The 16,787-nt window shown below is 64.0% G+C and carries 20 protein-coding genes; 10 read left to right on the top strand and 10 right to left on the bottom strand.

Going from position 1 to position 16,787, the window contains the following annotated elements; translation table 11 throughout:
* The first annotated feature begins 94 nt into the window (after positions 1–94).
* Complete coding sequence (locus AC0YKC_RS13250) at positions 95–250, top strand: hypothetical protein (RefSeq protein ID WP_434722051.1); 156 nt, start codon at positions 95–97, stop codon at positions 248–250.
* 19 nt (positions 251–269) lie between these two features.
* Here AC0YKC_RS13250 and AC0YKC_RS13245 read toward each other — a convergent pair whose 3' ends face one another.
* Positions 270–413, bottom strand: coding sequence for a hypothetical protein (locus tag AC0YKC_RS13245; protein ID WP_488511350.1), 144 nt, complete (start codon positions 411–413; stop codon positions 270–272).
* 574 nt (positions 414–987) lie between these two features.
* Here AC0YKC_RS13245 and AC0YKC_RS13240 point away from each other — a divergent pair.
* The 3 genes from AC0YKC_RS13240 (at position 988) to AC0YKC_RS13230 (ending at position 3,753) form a co-directional block, all read left to right on the top strand.
* Positions 988–1,284, top strand: coding sequence for a hypothetical protein (locus AC0YKC_RS13240; protein WP_320296175.1), 297 nt, complete (start codon positions 988–990; stop codon positions 1,282–1,284).
* A gap of 424 nt (positions 1,285–1,708) precedes the next feature.
* Entirely contained in the window at positions 1,709–3,112 is a 1,404-nt protein-coding gene (locus AC0YKC_RS13235; protein ID WP_488511349.1) for a sensor histidine kinase, read from the top strand.
* Positions 3,109–3,753: a response regulator gene (locus AC0YKC_RS13230; RefSeq protein ID WP_434722047.1), complete on the top strand. Its 645-nt coding sequence runs from the start codon at positions 3,109–3,111 to the stop codon at positions 3,751–3,753. Before AC0YKC_RS13235 ends, AC0YKC_RS13230 begins: the two co-directional genes overlap by 4 nt.
* Before the next feature lie 137 nt (positions 3,754–3,890).
* On the opposite strand, the gene AC0YKC_RS13225 is transcribed toward AC0YKC_RS13230, so the two are convergent.
* From AC0YKC_RS13225 to AC0YKC_RS13215, 3 genes are all read right to left on the bottom strand, one after another.
* Entirely contained in the window at positions 3,891–4,397 is a 507-nt protein-coding gene (locus AC0YKC_RS13225; protein ID WP_488511348.1) for a hypothetical protein, read from the bottom strand.
* Between the two features lie 370 nt (positions 4,398–4,767).
* The gene (locus AC0YKC_RS13220) at positions 4,768–5,256 is read right to left on the bottom strand and encodes a hypothetical protein (protein ID WP_488511347.1); all 489 of its coding nucleotides are present in this window, start codon (positions 5,254–5,256) and stop codon (positions 4,768–4,770) included.
* Between the two features lie 375 nt (positions 5,257–5,631).
* The gene (locus AC0YKC_RS13215; protein WP_320296180.1) at positions 5,632–6,519 is read right to left on the bottom strand and encodes an EamA family transporter; all 888 of its coding nucleotides are present in this window, start codon (positions 6,517–6,519) and stop codon (positions 5,632–5,634) included.
* 511 nt (positions 6,520–7,030) lie between these two features.
* Between AC0YKC_RS13215 and AC0YKC_RS13210 the strand changes: the two genes are divergently transcribed.
* Genes AC0YKC_RS13210 through AC0YKC_RS13195 form a run of 4 tightly spaced genes read left to right on the top strand, consistent with a single transcriptional unit; the run spans position 7,031 to position 12,120 of the window.
* On the top strand, positions 7,031–8,173 hold the full coding sequence (locus tag AC0YKC_RS13210; protein WP_434722044.1) for an acyltransferase family protein: 1,143 nt from the start codon (positions 7,031–7,033) through the stop codon (positions 8,171–8,173).
* Complete coding sequence (locus tag AC0YKC_RS13205; RefSeq protein WP_488511346.1) at positions 8,170–9,279, top strand: glycosyltransferase family 2 protein; 1,110 nt, start codon at positions 8,170–8,172, stop codon at positions 9,277–9,279. Before AC0YKC_RS13210 ends, AC0YKC_RS13205 begins: the two co-directional genes overlap by 4 nt.
* Positions 9,280–9,319: 40 nt before the next feature.
* A complete protein-coding gene (locus AC0YKC_RS13200; RefSeq protein WP_434722042.1) occupies positions 9,320–10,351 on the top strand; it encodes a glycosyltransferase family 2 protein in 1,032 nt (343 codons plus the stop codon).
* The gene (locus AC0YKC_RS13195; RefSeq protein ID WP_488511345.1) at positions 10,348–12,120 is read left to right on the top strand and encodes an ABC transporter ATP-binding protein; all 1,773 of its coding nucleotides are present in this window, start codon (positions 10,348–10,350) and stop codon (positions 12,118–12,120) included. Before AC0YKC_RS13200 ends, AC0YKC_RS13195 begins: the two co-directional genes overlap by 4 nt.
* 403 nt (positions 12,121–12,523) lie before the next feature.
* Here AC0YKC_RS13195 and minE read toward each other — a convergent pair whose 3' ends face one another.
* From minE to minC, 3 genes are all read right to left on the bottom strand, one after another.
* A complete protein-coding gene (gene minE / locus AC0YKC_RS13190) occupies positions 12,524–12,796 on the bottom strand; it encodes a cell division topological specificity factor MinE (RefSeq protein WP_042638296.1) in 273 nt (90 codons plus the stop codon).
* Entirely contained in the window at positions 12,793–13,608 is an 816-nt protein-coding gene (minD, locus tag AC0YKC_RS13185; RefSeq protein ID WP_042638294.1) for a septum site-determining protein MinD, read from the bottom strand. Before minD ends, minE begins: the two co-directional genes overlap by 4 nt.
* Positions 13,609–13,714: 106 nt before the next feature.
* Complete coding sequence (minC, locus tag AC0YKC_RS13180; protein WP_320296185.1) at positions 13,715–14,629, bottom strand: septum site-determining protein MinC; 915 nt, start codon at positions 14,627–14,629, stop codon at positions 13,715–13,717.
* Positions 14,630–14,891: 262 nt separating this feature from the next.
* On the opposite strand from minC, the gene AC0YKC_RS13175 reads away from it, so the two are divergent.
* Positions 14,892–15,326 (top strand): hypothetical protein, encoded by a 435-nt coding sequence (locus AC0YKC_RS13175; protein ID WP_320296186.1) that lies wholly within the window; start codon positions 14,892–14,894, stop codon positions 15,324–15,326.
* Between the two features lie 185 nt (positions 15,327–15,511).
* Here AC0YKC_RS13175 and AC0YKC_RS13170 read toward each other — a convergent pair whose 3' ends face one another.
* Positions 15,512–15,673, bottom strand: a complete 162-nt coding sequence (locus tag AC0YKC_RS13170) for a hypothetical protein (protein ID WP_434722039.1) — start codon at positions 15,671–15,673, stop codon at positions 15,512–15,514.
* Between the two features lie 104 nt (positions 15,674–15,777).
* Between AC0YKC_RS13170 and AC0YKC_RS13165 the strand changes: the two genes are divergently transcribed.
* Positions 15,778–16,026 (top strand): DUF982 domain-containing protein, encoded by a 249-nt coding sequence (locus AC0YKC_RS13165; protein WP_320296187.1) that lies wholly within the window; start codon positions 15,778–15,780, stop codon positions 16,024–16,026.
* Between the two features lie 307 nt (positions 16,027–16,333).
* On the opposite strand, the gene AC0YKC_RS13160 is transcribed toward AC0YKC_RS13165, so the two are convergent.
* Positions 16,334–16,483 carry a hypothetical protein gene (locus AC0YKC_RS13160; RefSeq protein WP_488511344.1) on the bottom strand — a complete coding sequence of 50 codons (150 nt, stop codon included), beginning with the start codon at positions 16,481–16,483 and terminating at the stop codon, positions 16,334–16,336.
* Positions 16,484–16,578: 95 nt separating this feature from the next.
* A complete protein-coding gene (locus AC0YKC_RS13155; RefSeq protein WP_488511343.1) occupies positions 16,579–16,761 on the bottom strand; it encodes a hypothetical protein in 183 nt (60 codons plus the stop codon).
* Between the last annotated feature and the right edge of the window lie 26 nt (positions 16,762–16,787).

Here is a 16,787-nt window from a genome sequence, read left to right as displayed (position 1 = left end):
TTAGCGTCCACTTGTATTTGTTGCAAATCAGGATCATGCTCATCGAGCGCGTGAAACGACATGCGCAATGGGTGGGGTCAACAAGGGATCAGGCGTGATGGAGTTCGCAGTCTGCTACGACCACAGCGGGTTCGACCTCGCGCGGTCGATCTTTCTCGATGTCACGGCGTTCTTTGCGCTGATGGCGCCATGGGCGATCGCGCGGCTGGTCGAAATATCGCGCGAGGATACCGGGCTGAAGGCGGCCTGAGGCTGAAAGCAGCAAGGGTTCAGCCATCGCGGACGACCTTTCGGATCGACATGTCGCCGAGCAACGCCGAACAGTCGATCTCCTCCTGAAAGTGAGCCTGCGGATCGAGCACCAGCCACGAAGCGTGGGTGCGAAGCTGCTTCAGCCTGGCATTCTTTTGCACGCGTGCCAGACGCTCGGCCTCGGTAACCTGAGAAGGCCTTTCGGCCTTGTGACGGTCAAGTATCCTCGACATAGCGGCGGAAAACGCGCTTGCCCTGCCTTTCGTTCCGTCGAAAGTGAAGGATCGGATGCTCCATAATAACGCGCCCCCTGTTTGAGGGTGACGCGCCAGGATTTTTGCGCGCTACAATCACCGCACCGCATGCGTATTTGTTTAATTTGCGCCGTCTCTCAAGCAGCATCGAGCGAGGGCCAACCGAATCGGCGGTTGGGGTAGCCCGGCTTGCCTTGGCGGTAAAAGAGTACGGCTCTTTGACAGACAAGCCGGGCTAAAGCGCCGGCCATTGGGTTTCCTTGGGGGGAGAGCCGGCGCAGGGATAACGTGTCCGTTTCCCGTTGCGCCCGCAATTGTCGCTGAGGTCCTATGCGCCGGCGCAATGGTCCGACCGGCTGGAAGCGTGATGCCGCAGTTCCGGACGGAAGGCTACGGCGAAGACGCCGAACCTATCCGCTCATACTTTTCCTGGAATTGCTCTACGCCCGGCCGTTCAAGCCTGCGTTAGACGGCTGCCTTTTTGAAGCGCTCTTTTGACGAAAAGCTCGGCGTGCTGCGCCCATTCCGCTTCCCCAACGTCGTTGTCGCGAACGGACTGCCTGAAAGCTTCCCGCAGAGCCTCGAGCTCAAAAACCGACAGCCGCTGGTTTCTTTTTTGCTTTTTTGTGCCGGCGTCCATAACGTTGCCAAGAACCGGGTGAAGCTCATCATGCATACCCATGTATATGCGGTGGCTGTTCGACCCATCAACATCCTGGTCCTGACTTCTTTTGGGGGCAAATTTTGCCGCCGCGTCCGCGTCTTCTGCCGGGCCTGACCTGCCGATGCGAACAGGGTTTGCAAGCCGTCCATCCGGCAGGTCCGCCGCTATATGTCTGCACCTACAACGGCCGATAAGAACACCGTCTCGGGCCGAGGCATCGGCGGCGTGGCGCTGTATCTTGCAAGTTATACGTCTTTTGGTATGGACCCGAAGCTCGATTGGTGGTTGTGTTGGCCTCGCAAAAACCATTTGTAATTTCAGGTGGCAGCCGGCCCGCGTCTTCTCCGCCAAGAGGAATGACGCGGGCTTTTGCCGCTCGGGAGCGCCACCCTCGCCGCTTGCGAAGCCAAGCGCCTGCCCGTTGGCGAGCGCGCAAGCCGCCCGCCATTAACCTTCCCCCATCGGCACGGACCAAGGTCGGTGTCGCAATTGCCTTCCCTCGCCTATAATCTTGCAAGCGGGTGGGTGAACAGGGCCGATGTTCGGGAGATATTTGAAGCGACTTGCGCGAATCTGGAGCAGGCTTTCGCTGGCTTGGCAGTTCGTGATCGCGGGTGGCATCGGCCTTCTGGCCGTGATGCTCGTGGTTGGACTGTGGGTCACGTCGCAGATCCGTGACGGCGTCATGCACAATGCCGCCGCGACCACCGCGCTCTATGTCGACAGCGTGATCGCGCCGCTGCTGCCTGACATGCGCAAGAGCCAGGAGCTCGACGACACCGTCAAGCGGGCGCTGGACGAGACACTCGGCCAAGGTGCGCTTGGGAAAAGGCTGGTGTCGTTCAAGCTGTGGCGGCGCGACGGCACTATTCTCTACTCGAAGGACGCCAGCATCATCGGCAGGCGGATCACGCCCAACGTCAATCTCGTCGCCGCTTTCGCCGGCAATGTCATGGTCAAATACAACTCCAACAGGCTCGCAGACGAGGAAGACGAGAAAGAACGGTCGATGGGGGTGCCGCTGCTCGAGATCTACAACCCGGTGCGCGAACCCTGGTCGGGCGAGGTCGTGGCCGTGTCTGAATTCTACGAGTTGTCCGGCGATTTCGAGGAATCGTTGCACTCGGCCCTGTTGGGGAGCTGGCTGGTGGTGGCAGGCGCCACGGCGACGGCGCTTGCCCTGCTCTCTGGCATCGTATTCCGCGGCAGCCGCACCATCGTCACGCAGCAGGCAGCGCTCGAGGCCAAGGTTTCCGAATTACAGGCCGCGCTGGCGCAGAACTCGTCGCTGCGCCAGCGCGTGCAGCGCGCCTCGCGCCGCGCTACCGCCATCAACGAGCGGTATCTGCGGCGCATCGGCGCCGACCTGCATGACGGACCGGCGCAGCTGGTGGCGCTCGCCGCGCTCAGGATGGACAGCCCGGTGCTGGTCGATCCGGCCACGTCGAGCACGCTGCGCGAGGCGGAGATCGCCGGCATACACAAGACGCTCGGCGAAGCGATGCGCGAGATACGCGGCATCTGCAACGGGCTGGTGCTGCCGCAGATCGAGACGCAGGCCGTGACCGACATCCTGCGGCTGGCGGTGAGCGAGCATGAGCGCCGCACCAGCACCAATGTGTTGCTAACTCTGCCTGAGCGCTTGCCGGAACTCGGCACCTCGGAAAAGATCAGCATCTACCGCTTCGTGCAGGAAGGCCTGAACAACGCCTACCGCCACGGCAAGGGCAAGGGCCAGCAGGTCAAGGCCACGACGAAGGGCGGCAAACTCCTGGTCGAGGTGCTGGACACCGGTCCCGGCTTCGACCCGGCCAGAAGCGAGGGCCTTGGGCTTGCGGGCCTGAGGGAACGCATCGAAAGCATCGGCGGACAGTTCGAGACGCTGTCCGGTCCGGGAGGAACAAGACTGGTGATCAGCTTGTCTGTCGAGGAGCAACCGTGAGCACATCCATCCGCATTGCAATAGTCGACGACCACCCCCTGTTTCGCGAGGGTGTGGCGCGCAGCCTCGGCGAGATCGGCGGCTTCGAACTTGTCGGGGAAGGCGCCAGCGCCGAGGACGCCGAAAGGCTGGCGCGCGCCAGCACGCCCGATATTCTCCTGCTCGACATCAGCATGCCGGGCGGCGGCCTCAACGCGCTGGCCGGCATCCTTTCAGCGATGCCCGAGCAGAAGATCGTCATGCTGACGGTTTCGGAGACCAATGCCGACGTCGCCCAGGCGCTGAAGGCCGGCGCACGCGGCTATGTGCTGAAAGGCGTCGGCTCCAAGGCGTTGGCCGAGATCCTGCGCGACGTCGCGAACGGCCAGAGCTACGTATCGCCGAGCCTCTCGGCCAGGCTGCTTTCCGACCTTTTGCAGCCCACCGGCAGCAAGCCCGACCCGCTCAGCCAACTCACTGGACGCGAGGCCGAGATCCTGAAACTGGTGGCGGAGGGGCTGAGCAACAAGGAGGTGGCCGCCCGGCTGTCGCTGCAGGAGAAGACGGTCAAGCATCACATGACCAGGGTGCTGGCCAAGCTCAACGTGCGCAACCGCACCGAGGCGGCGCTGCTGATGCACGAGGCGAGGGAAAGGAATTGAGGGGAATTGGGGAATTGGGGAACTGAAGAATTGAGGAACTGAGGAACTGAGGAACTGAGGAACGAGGTTCCCTCTTCAATTCTTCAATTCTTCAATTCTTCAATTCCCCAGTTCGTCAGTTCCCAGTTCTGATCCCTTCACAGATTCAGCAGGCGCGACAGATCCTCCTCCGTCGCCTGCCGCTCGATGATGGTGCGGCCTTGCGCGTCCGTCATCTCGAAACGGCCGTTCTGGACTTGCTCCTTCATGCCGTTGCGATGAACGACGGTGATCTTGTCGCCATCGATGGACAGCGTGTCGCCGGTCGCGGCATTGGTGTAGCTGTTCTTGCCGCCGGGATCGGTATTGCCCTTGCCGCTGTTGTTGCCCGGCCCGGCATTGGGGTTGCCGCCGCCGGCATTGCTGTTGCCGGAATTGCCGCCGGCATTGCTGTTTCCACTGTTGCCGCCATTCGAGCCGCCGGCGGAACCCGAATTGCCGCCACTGCCGTTGCCGCCGCTGTTGCCGTTGCCGGCATCGGCCGTGGCGGCGGTAATCCTCAGCGCGCCATCAAAGGTGACGTGCCATGGCGCAAAGGTCAGCGCCAGCGCGCCAAGCACACGCAGCCCGAGCCAAGCAAGCCTGCTGAAGGGGCGGTTTCGCATATCTTCTCTTCATTCCGATTCCACCTCGGCATGGCCGAAGTTCCGCTCACGGCGCAGCCAAGGCCGAACCGGTGTCCTGACCCGGGCAGGAATTCACATCCGACGGGGCGACAAAAGCGGCCCACGACCCATGCCCCGGCCAGTCGGACCATTTCCGGCGCCATCGTTGACCAATGTCGCAGCGGCTAAGCTTTGCCGCGCAAAAAATTACCCCCGCACGAAGGCGGGGGTAAGGTGAGTAGCCAGGTTCTACCGCAAGACGATCAGGACCGTAGAGACGAAGCAAAAGGTGGCAACCTGATTTTGCAGCGCTGACCTTCGGTCCCTTAAGATCTAATCCGGATAAAACCTCGCTCTCACAAACTTTGTCTCACAAATTCTTCAGGCGATTGAGATCGACCATGGTAGCCATGCGGTCGACGATGGTGCGTCCGTACTTGTCTTCCATCCTGAACCGGCCGTTCTCGATCGTCTCCTTCATTCCATTGCGGTGCGTGACCTGGATGCTGTTGCTGGTGGCCTCGACCTTGTCGCCGGTAGCGGCGTTCACATGGCTATCGACATCCCCGGTACTTGTCGCACTGGCGCCGCTCGCGCCGTTGTTGCTCTTGCTACCGTTGCCGCTATTGCCGTTACCGCTGTTGCCGTTTCCGGCGCTATTCCCGCCACCGCTCCCGCTGTTGCCGCCGCCGTTCCCGTTTCCACCACCACCGCCATTACCACCGCCACCGCCGCCTTTGCCGGCATAGGCCTTGGTCACAACGAGACCATCGATGGAGAGACTGAAAGGCGTGACGACAAGCGCCAACGCAGCCAGCGCCGGCAAGACTAGCCTGCAGCCCACGCGCGATGCGTGCATTCCGTTCTCCCCATGCCAGCCCTTCAGCCCGTCGGCCGAACTACCCCACCGGCAATGTCGCATGATAAGCATCCCCAATCAGCAAGGCATAAGGAAGTGGCCCACGACCCTTGTCTTGTCCACTCGGACCTATTGCAATTTTATTATAGGACCTAAGTCTTATTTCAACCACCGGATGCGGTCGGACGTTGCCACCGCAGCGGTGTTTTTCCAAAGCCGACCAATCCCTTAACGACCACGGCATTGCGAGGCCTCAAGGAAACGGCGAACCAGCACCTCTTGTTTTCAAGCAGTTCCGGACGGAAGGCCACGGGCAAGGCGCCGGGCCTGACCGTTCGCCAATTTCCTGGAACCACCCGGGTTCGGAAGATGGATTCAGGCCGGCAAAGCCACCGGCCGCCGTGCTGCAACCGCCGTGCCGAAGGCGGCGGCAATGACTGCGGCGATGCCTGTGCACTGCACAAGGTTGAGCTTCTCATGCAGGAACAAGAAGCCGGTCAGCGCGCCGCCCGCCGGCTCCAGGCATACCAGCATGCCGTAGACCTTGGCCGGCATGCGGGCCAGCACCAGCATTTCCAGATAGAAGGGCAGAGCGCTTGAAAACAGGCCGACCACGGCGGCGCCCGCCATGATGTGCGGGTCGGCGAGATAGGGCTGAGCGGCGCTGAAGCCGAAAGGCAGCGCCAGCACCGCGGCGATCGCCATGCCATAGGCGGAGGTGCGCACGCCGAGCTCGGCGCCGGCCTTCTGCGCGAAGATGATGTAGAGCCCCCAGCAGGCGCCCGCCGCCAGCGCGAGCGCCACGCCTATCGGATCGAGCCCGCGACTGATGCCGGCAAAAGGCGACAAAAGCACGATGCCGACGACGGCCAGCGCCACCCAGACAAGGTCGAGCAGGCGCCTGGAACCGAGCGTGGCGACGAACAGCGGCCCGGTGAATTCGAGCGCCACGCAAACGCCGAGCGGAATGCGCTGGAGCGCGGCATAGAACAACATGTTCATGGCGCAGACGGTGATGCCGTAGGCGGCGAGCCAGGGTAGGTTCCGGCGCGACGGCAGCACCTTCCAGGGCCTCAGCGCCGCCGCCAGCATCAGCGCGCCGATGGCGAGCCTCAGCATGGTCGTGCCTTCCGGGCCTAGAACCGGGAACAGCCCCTTGGCAAAGGCGGCGCCGACCTGCACGGAGAGCATTGCGCCGAGCAGGCCAAGCACCGGCATGGCGCCGACAGGGGTCTCCGGTTTTGCAATTGGCGTCGACGTCACTTTCTCTCCATCCCCTTGCCCGCGTGTCGCGGGAGATAAAGCCTGGCGGTCGCGCTGTCGTGAGGCACGAGCGGACGGATAGTGGGACAAGGCATCCGTCCGCTGCAGCGCACAAAGCTTTGAAATTCAAGATTCTTTTCGCGGATCCTCGAATAGATTTGCGAGGTACAAAGCCGACAGTTTTGATATTTCCAACGCTCTCGCTCTGGTTGCCGACCAATTTATCAACACCATCAGCGATAAGTGCTTTTCAAAAAATCAGACCAACTGCCCATAAACATATGGGACCATTGGGCATCTCAGCGAATATTTTCACCTGGCAAATATTATCCCCGCCTCTATCCATCACATATTTATTTCAAAGCCATAAGCATTTTGTGTTGCGCTGCAATATGGACCGCGAGAAACCCTTGACGGTTATGCAGTGAAGGATGCCGTTACGTTGACCCCGATGGGCATTCCGCTGAGCCGCAGCGACAGCGTCCCGCACGATGCGCAGCGGAAGCCGCCGATGGCGAACGCGCGCGACATACAGTTGGACGCATTGCGGGCCATTGCTGTGACGCTGGTGCTCTACTCGCATCTCCTCGCCGCCGGCGGCTCGTCCTTCGTCGGCCATCTCGGGGTCAGGCTGTTCTTCGTACTCTCCGGCTTCCTGATCACCCGGCTTTTGCTGGAGGCGCGCGATGCCTCCCTGTTCGAGGTCGGGCCGGCGCTGCGTTCCTTCTATGCCAGACGCATGATCCGGATATTCCCGCCCTATTTCGCGGTGCTGGGGCTCGTGTGGCTCGCCTCGGAGCAATCCAGGCCCTCGCTCGCCTGGCACGCGCTCTACCTCTCGAATTTCTGGTATGCGCGGCATAATGACTGGACGCCCTGGCTGCTCTGCCATTTCTGGAGCCTGAGCATCGAGGAGCAGTTCTACCTGGTCTGGCCGCTGATCGTGCTTCTGGCGCCGCGCAAGCGCCTCGAGGCGATCACCATCGCCGTCATCGCCTTCTCGCTCGCCTACCGGTTCTACTGGCCGATCGCCGCCAACCCAGCGCTCGCTCGCGACCTGCTGCCGCCGGCCTCGATGGATGCGCTTGGCTGCGGCGCGCTGCTTGCCGTCCGCCGCGCCAGGGGCGCGGATGCGCCGAAGTGGATGCGGCTCGGCTGGCCGGTCTTGGCCGCGATGTTCCTGTTCGTCGTCTGGTCCGATCCTGGGCCAGCGAATTCCGCCTGGGAGTGGCCACGCTGGACGCTGGTGCAGGTGCTGCCGCTGGTACCGATGCTGGCTATCGTCGCCGCGTGCTCGAACGGCCTGCGCGGCACGCTGGGCCGGCTGGCCGAGTTCCCCCCGCTGCTAGCGCTTGGCCGCATCAGCTACGGCGTGTACCTCTATCATTCGATCCTTCTCGCCTTGACCGTCAGGGCACAGTCATGGATCCCGGTCGACGTCTCGGAGCAGGGGCCGGGGCGGTTCATTGTCGCGGGCACCGCCACGCTGGTCGTCGCCTCGCTCTCCTGGGTGTTCTTCGAAAAGCCACTCAACGGTCTCAAGCGCTATTTTCCCTATGTCGCGCCCTCGCGTCGGCGCGGCGCGAGCGAGACGCGCGGATTCGGCACCGCCCCGGCACTCGACCTGCGGCCGACGGACCGGGGCCGACCATGACCGCAGCGCCCCTCATCTCCGTGCTTTTGCCGGTCTACAATGCCGAGCCCTACGTGGCCGCCGCGATGCAGTCGATCCTGCGGCAGGACTACGACCGGATCGAACTTATCGCCATCGACGACGGATCGACCGACAGGTCGCTGGAGATCCTCGAACGTTGCCGCAGGGACGACAGCCGCGTTTCCATCATCTCACGCGAGAACCGCGGCCTCGTCGCCAGCCTCAACGAGGGACTGGCGGTCGCGCAGGGCGAGCTCGTCGCGCGCATGGACGCCGATGACTTCGCCTATCCCTGGCGGCTGTCGCGTCAGGCGGCGCTGTTTGCGGCGCGGCCGGAGCTCGGCTTCTGCGGCGCGCTCGTGGATACGCTGCTGCACGGCCGCATCGCCCCGGGCCGGCTCGATCCGGTGTTCCGCCTCGGTCTGCCCGTGCTGTCGAAATTCTTCACCATCTTCATGCACCCGACAGTGGTCTACAACCGCAAGGTCATCGCCGAGGTCGATCTCCACTACGACCAGCTCTATCGGCATGCCGAGGATTTCGACCTCTTCCGGCGGCTGGCCGAGCGCTATCCGGCGGCGCTGATGCCCGAGAGCCTGCTGGTCTACCGCGTCCATCCCGGCAGCGTGACCAGCATGCACGGCAAGGAGATGCGGCGCACGCATCTCAAGATTGTCGGCGAGAATCTCGAGAGCGAGGGGCTGACGGAAGACGGCCGGAGCCTATGCGCCATCGGCGAGACGGTCACCTTCGACACCGTGGCCCGGGCAGCCGCTTTCATCCGTGCCCTGGAGGAGCGGATCGCCGCCCTTCCCGATACGACGAGGCCGGGCTTCGAGGCCGGCGCGCTCAACCTGTTCTATTTCCTCTACCAACTCGTCAACGACGAGGAACAGCCGGCGCTGTCGCATGAATTGCTGACGCTGACGGGGAAATGGAACGTGATCCGCCGCCGCGAGAAATATGCGCTCAGCCCCGGCGTCCGGGCGCCCTGGCTGAGCCAGGCCTCGATGTGGGCGGGCAAGCGCGCCGATTGGGTGGCCTACCGCTTCAAATCCGCGCCGGAGGCGTCGGTGCTCGCACCCTACAGGACGGGGACGGCATGAGAACGGGCGTCCTGCAACGTCTTGACGCCGAGGCCTCGCCATGAGCGATCAGCGTCACCCGCTGCTTCGGCATCTTCGCCCCGCCCTGCCCGTCCCTTCCTGGCCGGGGCAGCGGCCTCAGGTCTCCTTCATTGTGTGCTCGCGCGACCGCCTCGCGGTGCTGCAAGCCTGCATCGACTCGATCCGCGCCGCCTGCCGGGCGCATCCGGCCTTCGCGGCCGAACTGGTGGTGGTCGACAACGGCTCTTGCGATGGCACGGCCGAGTACATTTCGGCGGCCGCCGCGACCTCCGACATCGCGCTGACGGCAGTCTCGGAGCCGCGGCCCGGGCTGGCGGCAGCGCGCAATGCGGGGCTGGCGCGGGCACGCGGGCAGGTGCTGGTGTTCGTCGACGACGACTGCCGGCTCGACGGCAACTACCTCGTCGACCTGGAACGGCACTATGCGAACGGCGAGAAATGGCTGATCCGCGGCGGCCGCGTCGAGATCGGCGACGCACGCGACCTGCCCTTCACCATCAAGCGCTGCGACAAACGCGAGCGACTGACGCCCGCCGTCCATCCGGGCGGCTTCGTGCTGGGCTGCAATATGACCATGCACCGCGAGGTCGCCGCCTTGATCGGTCCCTTCGACGAGCGCTTTGGCGCCGGCGGGGCGCTGCGCTCGGCCGAGGACACGGACTATCTGGTGCGTGCCATGCTTGCCGGCGTGGCAGTGGAGTACGTGCCCGATATGACGATCTTCCACCATCATGGCCGGCGCGACCGCGAAGCGATCGACCGGCTGCACCGAGATTATCATTTCGGCAACGGCGCGCTCTGCCTCAAGCACATCGGCCACGCGCCTTGGCTGCTGCGACATTTCTACTGGGCCGCACGCGCCGCTCTGCGCGAGCTTGCCGGCGGCCCGAGGTTCGATAGCGATCTCAGGCTATCGCATTGGCCCATCGTTCTGATGAACCTCGCGGGCGCGGCGAAATTCGCGTTTCTGGTGCTGGCCAGGCGGCCGCCGCGACACGCGCGGTGCGCCCAGGAAACGCCCGAGGCCAGCGCGGAGGCCGGCGCGCGATGACCGAGCGCCCGACACTGTCGATGCTGCGCCAGGCGCTCGGCCGCCGGCAGCTCGGCCTGCTGCCGATCGTCGTCGCGCTCGGGCTGGCGAGCGCGGCGCTGGAAGGGTTCGGCATCGGGCTGATCATCCCTTTGCTCGGCATCATCATGGGGCATGGCGACACCGCCGGCATGGCGGGCTTCTCGGCCCTGTTGCAGAAGGTCGGCGCAGGGCTTGGCGAGCGCGAGCGGCTGATCGCCATCGCGGCCGCGATCCTCGGCTCGATCCTGCTCAAGAACCTGCTCGCCTTCGCCAATTCGGTGCTCACCGCCCATATCTACGGCAAGGCCAGCCAGGCGATCCGCGGCGCGCTCGCCGGGCGGTTGCTCGAGGTCGGCTATACGTTCTTCCTGAGGGAGAGCCCCGGGCGGCTGCTCAACATCATCTCCAGCGAATCCTGGCGGGCGTCGGACGCCATCCAGGCGATGCTGGGCTCGATCGTCAGCGCCTCGGCGGCGCTCATCCTGCTCGTCTTCCTGATGCTGCTCTCCTGGCAGATGACGCTGCTGGTGATGCTCGGGCTGGCTCTGGTGCAGATGGCGCATATGGCGCTGTCGGCGCATCTGAGGAAGCCGAGCCGAAGCGTTGCCGCGCGCAACAGCGCCTTGGCCTCGCGGATGCTGCATCTGGTGCATGCCGGCCGACTGATCCGCATCTTCGGCCAGGAAGCGCGCGAGAAGGCGGCATTCGAGACGGCGTCGGACAGCGTGCGCCGGGCGGCCTTCCAGCTTGCCAACCGCCAGGGCGCGCTGGGACCGCTTACCGAAGTGCTGCACGCCATGCTGTTCCTGGCGGTCGTGATCGGCGCCTGGCTCGTGGGCCTGAGCTTCCCGCTGGTGGCCGCCTTCCTCATCCTGCTCTACCGGCTGCAGCCGCATGTGCGGGCGCTGCAGATGACGTGGAGCCAGTTGCAGGGGCTTTCCGGCTCGCTGGAAGAGGTGACCTGGCTGCTCGACCCAACGGACAAGCCGGCTCCCCCGCAAGGCAGCCGAGCCTTCGCCGCCTTGAGCGAAAAAATCGCCTTCGAGGGTGTGAGCTTCAGCTATGCCAATGAGGAGCAGCGCGCGGCGGTGCTGCATGCCGCAAGCTTCGACATCCGAAGCGGTCGCTCGACGGCGCTGATCGGCCGCTCCGGCGCCGGCAAGACCACCATCGTCAACCTGCTCTGCCGCTTCGTCGACCCGGACGAGGGCCGGATCCTCGTCGACGGCACGGCGCTCGGCGAGATCGACCCGGTCGCATGGCGGGCGCATATCGCCCTGGCCAGCCAGGAGCTGGAACTGGTGGACGGCACCATTCTCGACAACATCACCTACGGCAAGGACATGGCTAGCATGGAACAGGCGCGGCGCGCCGCCGAGCTTGCCGAGGCGCATGAATTCATCGAGAGGCTGCCGCAAGGCTACCAGACGGTCGTCGGCTATCGCGGCGTCAACCTGTCGGCCGGACAAAGGCAGCGCATCGCGCTCGCCCGCGCGCTGGTGCGCGATCCCGACATCCTGATCCTCGACGAGGCGACCAACGCGGTGGACGGGCTGTCGGAAGCGGCGATCGTGGAAACGCTGAAATCGCGCGCCGGCCGCCGCACGACGATCGTCATCAGCCACCACCACTCAACGATCTCGTTCTGCGACGATCTGGTGATCCTGGAGCATGGACGGGTGAAGAAGCAGGCGCCGTTCGCGGACCTGGCGGCGCGCAGCATGGATGAGCTGTACAGGCCGGAGTGAGGGGCGTGCGGGACGGCGGCGCTTCAAGCGTGCATGGCAGCTTGGCGCATGCATTTCTTATGCCGCGCTGGTCGACCCCCACTCCGTCTCGGCTTCGCCGAGCCACCTCTCCCCCGATCGACGGGGTAGAGGAAAGGCGCCAAGCTTTTTGTCGTCAACGCTCCGTCCAGCAACGCCCCCTTCCTTTCCCTCCGGAGGGGGGAAAGGTGGCGCTGCGAAGCAGCGACGGATTGGGGGAACCACGTAGCAATCAGCCCTTCGGCCGACCAGTCACGCCAGTCACGGAAACGCGCCGGCCCTGGAAAGCAATCGGAGGAAACCCGCCAACGTCGTAGGTCCCCTCTCCGCCCCGCTGCGCGGGGCACCTCTCCCCCGCCTTTGGCGAGGGCGAGGAACCCAAGTCCTACCCCGCCATGGCGAGCGGCGCGGCGCTTTTGTTGGGGATCTGGATGTCGATCTCCAGCGTCGACATCGTCGCGCCGCGGTCCATCGAGACCTGGAGGTAGTCCTGGTCGATCTGCACATGCTTGGCGATGACCGCCATGATCTCCTCTCGCAGGATGGAGACGAGATCCGGCTGGCCGCGGCTCTGGCGCTCATAGGCGAGCAGCAGCTGCAGCCGCTCGCGCGCCACCGGCGCGCTGGTGCGCCGCTTGAAGAGGTCGAGGATGCTCATGCGGCCCTCCTTCCGAGAAGCCGGTCGAGGAAGCCTTTGCGTTCGAAGGGGACGACCACCGGCAGGTCCTCGCCTTCCAGGCGTCTTGCCGCTTCGAGGTAAGCCTTTGCGGCACCATTGAGCGGTTCCGAGAGCGTGACGGGCGAGCCGAGATTGGAGGCCCGCAGCACATCCTGGCTTTCCGGGATGATGCCGAGCAGCGGCGTGGAGAGTATCTCCAGCACGTCGTCAATCGACAGCATCTCGCCGCGCGAGGCGCGCGCCGCGTCATAGCGGGTGACCAGCACGTGTTTTTGCACCAGCTCGCCCTGCTCCGCCTTCATGGTGCGGGCGTCGAGCAGGCCGATGATGCGGTCGGAGTCGCGCACCGACGACACTTCCGGGTTGGTGACGATGACCGCCTCGTCGGCGAAGCGCATGGCGAGCTGGGCGCCGCGCTCGATGCCGGCCGGGCTGTCGCAGAAGACATAGTCGAACACCGAACGCAGCCGGGCGATGACCTCGGCCACACCCTCCTCGGTCAGCGCGTCCTTGTCGCGCGTCTGCGAGGCCGGCAGCAGGTAGAGCGTCTCCAGCCGCTTGTCGCGGATCAGCGCCTGCGACAGCTTCGCCGTGCCCTGGATGACGTTGACGAGGTCGAACACCACGCGGCGTTCCGCGCCCATGATGAGGTCGAGGTTCCTCAGGCCGACGTCGAAATCGACCAGCGCCACCTTCTTGCCGGTCTTGGCCACGGCAGCGCCGAGCGCGGCCGTCGAGGTTGTCTTGCCGACGCCCCCCTTGCCCGAAGTGACCACGACTACCTTGCCCATATATCCAGCCTCCATTGGCGGTTTTTATTCTCTGGCCGTGCCGGGCACGGCGGGATTCTTTGTCAGCCTCGCACGCGAAACCGGTCCGAAGCTTGCGACGCAAAACTCAGCCGAGCGGCACCACGCACAGCGCATCATTGTCGAGGAAGGCTTGCACGGCCTTGCCGCGCGAGACGCCCTCCATCTCCTCGGCCGTGGTGTACCAGCCGTCGACGGCGAGCAGCTCGGCCTCGTTCTTGCGGCAGAAGATGCGCGCCGAAATATTGCCTTCCGAGCCGGCGATCGCGCGGCCACGCAGCGTGCCATAGACATGGATCGAGCCGCCGGCGACGATCTCCGAGCCGGATGCGACCGAGCCCAGCACGATCACGTCGCCATGCGGATGGAAGACCGACTGCCCGGAGCGGATCGGCGCCTTGATCATCAGCGTGCCGGCGGAAGGCGCCGGGACCGCGCCCTGCCCTTGCTTTTCCGGTTCGGCCTGTCCGGGCCTTTCCGGTTCGGTTAGGGCCGGCTCGATCCTGACCGCTTCCAGCCTTGCCAGTTCGGGGTCCACCGGCTCATCGCCGGTGGCCTGCAGAACCTCGGCAGGCGCCGCCGCCTGGATAGTTTCTTGGGCCACCTGCGCCCGCTCCTCGGCGACGGCCATTTCCAGCTCTTCCGCCCGCGCCTTGCGTGCGGCCCGGCCCAGCAGCCCCTCGGCGGTCGCCTCCTTGGCCCCGGCGAGCAACGGCGGCAATTCAGGCCCGAGCTCGGCGCCCTCAAGCTCGACGGCATAGACGCGGATGCCGCGCGAGCCGAGCACGCCGACAAGCGCTCCAATCTCCTCCGGCCCCGGCTGCAGGACGTTTAGATCCAGCACCACCGGGCGCCCGTTGAAATAGCCAGGCGAGTTGGCGATCCAGTGATCCAACCCCTCCAGCCAGTCGGCGATCGGCGCCTCCGGCGTCAGCGTGAAAGCGACGAATGAGCGGGCGCGAAAGCGGATCGATTTGTTGTGCAAAGGGGCGGCGAAGGTCACGTCCAAGCGAATCCTTACTCAATGGTTAAAGGGTGCCGGGCGAATGGTTAACAAAAGGTTAATTTTGGGGATCGGAGCCGTTAACGGCTGACGCGGCTAACTTCTGTGGCGGCGCGGTCACAGCGCCCGCCTTCACCCGCGATCCGCCCAGGACCTGAGGGCCGGACAGCGCAAGCATGTGAAACGGCTAATATACGAAGCGGTGCGCGCGGACCATCCTCTTGCCCGGGACTTTCCATACTTTCGGACAAGGAGACGGGCAATGGGCATCGATCGGGAAGACAGCAAGCGTGCAGGCAAGGCAATTGCGACAATGGCCGCGCTGATGCTGCTTGCCGGGTGCATGACGCACCAGCCGAGGGGCATAGACGCATACCAGACGAGCGGCATCGACCAATGGCTGGCGACGGCCGACGCCGACAAGGTCGTCAATGCGATGAGCGCGAAAGGCCTGATGCCGGCGACCATCGACTGTCGTTTCGCCGACACCACGCCGGGACAGGTGGCCTACTTGTCGAAATTCACCTGGAGGCGCGCGCCGGCCAACACACGCTACCACTGGGAGATCGGCGATCCGACCTACCTCGCCAGCGATGAAGTGAAGGCCAACAGGGTTGGGCTGCGGCGGGTGTTCGCGAAAGCGACGCGGGACGCGGCTACGGGGCAGAAGGTGGGATGCTCGATCTGGGCGGGTTAGGAATTAGGGAACCGAATTGCCGATGCGATCGAACCTCTGAAGAGGTCGCAGTGGACGGCTAGGGTACCGGCGTCAGGGCTCGGAATCGCCAACGAAACGGCGCGACTAATTTTGTCGCGGGCCGCATCACAATTTTCAGCATCTGCTTCGCGCATTCAATTCCAGGCGCACCCCGAGAGACGCTGCTATGATTTCCCGACTTTAAGCGCCTTCGCCTGTCTAACGAGAGACGGCCAATTCAAGCCAACACGATAGACAAGCTCAAGCGCTTGAGCCTCGGTAATGCCCGTCTGCTTCATCAGCCGCTTGACAATCTCGTCAAGCGGCTGACCGTAATCGTTCGCCATAAGGCACCCCTTGATACTCAACGGCTCTCATTTTCAGCGGTTCCACTGGCCACACAGGAAACAAAGGCGCTTGCTATGTTGCGCGCCCCGGCCTAAGCGCAGTGATGGCAAATGAAAAATTCGACCAGCCGGTAACGATCATCGCTGATCCGGCCGGCGGACAGGAGGCAATCGGCGATGCGGCCGCCTGCCTGGACTTCCTGCTGCGACGATGGCGCGGCAAGCGAAGCGATAAGCACCGTGCAGCCATTCAGGCCTGCACAGATACAAACAGCGGACGCCGACCAGCTTCATTCGCGCGCAAGGCATTCATTGCCGCAGCCCGCGAGGCGGCCATTCTTGTGACGCCTTAAAGCAGCTCGCGTGAAAATGGATCACGCTACCTGCTTTAAGTTTTTGATTTTAAGCATGTCTTTGTCCCGAAACCGGGCCCCACTTTCGGGAGACATGCTTTAAGGCTGTTCGCGTGCTCTGAAATTCCTACTTTCGATGTCGATGATCTCGCCGCAATTTTCGCACTCCATCTGGGTGTGAGCACGGATCCAGCCCACGCGCGTTTTCGCCTGGTGCCGACACCGGGGGCATTCCACATCGATTTCGAAGTGATCCGACTCTCGTTTTGTCATTTTCGGTTCCAAGGCCGGCCGGCCTAACGCGACGTTATCCGCTATCAGTGCTCTGCTCCCGCTCGCTTTGCTGCTCCGCTACCTTCTCTTTCGCCACTTTGGCCGCGAGCTTGGCTTCCTTCTTTGCCGCCTTCGCCTTGTCGCGTTGACTGCGCTCGTATCGATAGTTGGGCTTTATCGCCATGGTATTTCTCCCGGGTTAGGGCATGAACGCCTTGGGATTGGACATGCCTAGGACCGGGAAAGCCAGCTCCCGAGACACTTGTCGGTGGCCGTACGTCAAATCAGGCGATTGCGTTCTGCGATCTGGCGTGCCCGCCGCACAGTGCCGTCGGTGTCAGCGAGCTTGCGCCTTGCTGCTTCGTCCTTCCTGATGGTCAGCCGCGCGGACATGATGCTTGACGGCCTGAGGCTCGGCTTCATCGCGGCCGGCGGCGCCTCGGGAGTTTTCATGGAACGCATCAGCATTATCCTTTCTTATAGCAGCC

The organism is Mesorhizobium sp. CNPSo 4661, from assembly GCF_057784215.1.
This window is presented reverse-complemented; position numbering and strand designations above follow the sequence as displayed.

Bases quoted from the DNA above. Each gene is read 5' to 3' on its own strand.
- AC0YKC_RS13235 (WP_488511349.1), top strand. From the start codon at position 1,709: ATGTTCGGGAGATATTTGAAGCGACTTGCGCGAATCTGGAGCAGGCTT.
- AC0YKC_RS13225 (WP_488511348.1), bottom strand. From the start codon at position 4,397: ATGCGAAACCGCCCCTTCAGCAGGCTTGCTTGGCTCGGGCTGCGTGTG.
- AC0YKC_RS13220 (WP_488511347.1), bottom strand. From the start codon at position 5,256: ATGCACGCATCGCGCGTGGGCTGCAGGCTAGTCTTGCCGGCGCTGGCT.
- AC0YKC_RS13210 (WP_434722044.1), top strand. From the start codon at position 7,031: ATGGCGAACGCGCGCGACATACAGTTGGACGCATTGCGGGCCATTGCT.
- AC0YKC_RS13205 (WP_488511346.1), top strand. From the start codon at position 8,170: ATGACCGCAGCGCCCCTCATCTCCGTGCTTTTGCCGGTCTACAATGCC.
- AC0YKC_RS13200 (WP_434722042.1), top strand. From the start codon at position 9,320: ATGAGCGATCAGCGTCACCCGCTGCTTCGGCATCTTCGCCCCGCCCTG.
- AC0YKC_RS13195 (WP_488511345.1), top strand. From the start codon at position 10,348: ATGACCGAGCGCCCGACACTGTCGATGCTGCGCCAGGCGCTCGGCCGC.
- minE (WP_042638296.1), bottom strand. From the start codon at position 12,796: ATGAGCATCCTCGACCTCTTCAAGCGGCGCACCAGCGCGCCGGTGGCG.
- minD (WP_042638294.1), bottom strand. From the start codon at position 13,608: ATGGGCAAGGTAGTCGTGGTCACTTCGGGCAAGGGGGGCGTCGGCAAG.
- AC0YKC_RS13175 (WP_320296186.1), top strand. From the start codon at position 14,892: ATGGGCATCGATCGGGAAGACAGCAAGCGTGCAGGCAAGGCAATTGCG.
- AC0YKC_RS13170 (WP_434722039.1), bottom strand. From the start codon at position 15,673: ATGGCGAACGATTACGGTCAGCCGCTTGACGAGATTGTCAAGCGGCTG.
- AC0YKC_RS13165 (WP_320296187.1), top strand. From the start codon at position 15,778: ATGGCAAATGAAAAATTCGACCAGCCGGTAACGATCATCGCTGATCCG.
- AC0YKC_RS13160 (WP_488511344.1), bottom strand. From the start codon at position 16,483: ATGGCGATAAAGCCCAACTATCGATACGAGCGCAGTCAACGCGACAAG.
- AC0YKC_RS13155 (WP_488511343.1), bottom strand. From the start codon at position 16,761: ATGCGTTCCATGAAAACTCCCGAGGCGCCGCCGGCCGCGATGAAGCCG.